Genomic DNA, 1,423 nt, shown 5'->3' with positions numbered 1-1,423 from the left:
AGACGTTGTTTCTTATGGTGCGTCTGAACACGCACGCTGGAGGGCATCGAAGGCTGCGCCGGCGGAGTCGGCAGGGAAAAGCCGCAGGACGGTGGCTCGGTTCGGCGTCGTGATGACGTAGTGCTGCGCCAGGTAGGAGAGATCTCCCCAGCTTTCTCGGGCATGGGCGCGCATCAGGACCTGGCCACATCTCGTGCAGGCGATCCAGGGGACGAGGACGAGACCGGCCAGGTCCTGTTCAGCCGCACCTATGGCCTCGGCGACCGTGCTTCCGCCATCTTCGATCAGCTTCAGGTGGCCCGGTGTGCCGTCATCACGGCACTGAAGGATCCGTGGTGTGAGTGTCTCCCGCTCGCCCCAGGTCTCTGCGAGCACGGAGATCTGGGCCCTGACCGTCTCGCTGATCGGCACCTGGTGGCCGAGGATGCCGGAGACGAGCAGGCCAAGTCCCGCCTCCTGCTCTCCGATGTCCCAGCAGTCTTTGACTTCCTGGGCTTCGGCCTCCGGCAGCAAGGCGGCGAGCCGGTTCCAGATGACGGCGTCGTCGGTCACCTGGCAGACGCTACCGGCCTGCGCTGACACCCAGACGCCGCAGGCAGATGAGCATGACCGCGATCGCAGTGAAGCCCATGAAGTGTTCGGGCTTGCGCTCGTAGCGCCGATGGAGCCGACGGCACCCGGACAGCCACGACATGGTCCGCTCGACCACCCAGCGGTGACGGCCGAGGCGGGCTGAGCTCTCGACCCCGCGGCGCGCGATTCGCGACACGATGCCGCGTTCCCGCAGCCATTTCCGCAGGTGGTCGTAGTCATAGCCCTTGTCGCCGTGCAGCTTGGCAGGCCGCCGACGGCGCGGGCCCCGGCGGGATCGAATGGGCGGAATGCCCATCACCAAGGGCTTCAGGACCTGGCTGTCGTGCAGGTTGGCGCCCGAGATGGCGACCGTGATCGGCAGGCCGTTGCGGTCGCAGATCAGATGAATCTTCGACCCGTTCTTACCCCTGTCGGTCGGATTCGGTCCCGTCAGTGGCCCCCTTTGACGGCGCGGATGCTTACCGAGTCGATGGCGCACCGGGACCAGTCCAGCTCGCCCTGGGCACCAAGTTCGTCAAGGATTACTCGGTGCAACCGGGCCCACACCCGGTCCTGGCTCCACTGGGCAAACCGGCGGTAGACCGTCTGCCAACGGGCTCCGAAGACTGGGGGGAGCTGGCGCCAGGTGCAGCCGGACGTGGCGACGAACACGATCGCCGCCAGCACCTCCCGGTCGCCGACACGCCGACGGCCACCACCCTGCGGCCGCTGCACGACCGTCGGCGGCACAACCCGTCGGAACAACTCCCACAAACCGTCCGGAACCAGGTGCTCTACAAGCCTCTCCACGTCGGCTTAACGTCACGCCCCGCCAAAAGAAACGGCGTCT

Annotated in this window: 2 protein-coding genes; both read right to left on the bottom strand. The window is 66.8% G+C overall.

Annotation, left to right across the window (positions count from 1 at the left end):
• Positions 1-12 precede the first annotated feature (12 nt).
• Positions 13-552, bottom strand: a complete 540-nt coding sequence (locus ACZ63F_RS43000) for a hypothetical protein (protein WP_382228768.1) — start codon at positions 550-552, stop codon at positions 13-15.
• Between the two features lie 10 nt (positions 553-562).
• Positions 563-1,383 (bottom strand): IS5 family transposase gene (locus tag ACZ63F_RS42995; RefSeq protein WP_469719536.1). Its coding sequence is split into 2 segments (ribosomal slippage): positions 563-1,033 and positions 1,036-1,383, totalling 819 coding nucleotides; the frame shifts between segments, so codons are not numbered across the junction.
• Positions 1,384-1,423 lie beyond the last annotated feature (40 nt).

It is taken from the genome of Streptomyces sp. NPDC104761, from assembly GCF_055583445.1.
The sequence above is the reverse complement of the archived record's forward strand: the minus strand, read 5'-3'. Positions and strand labels throughout refer to the sequence as shown.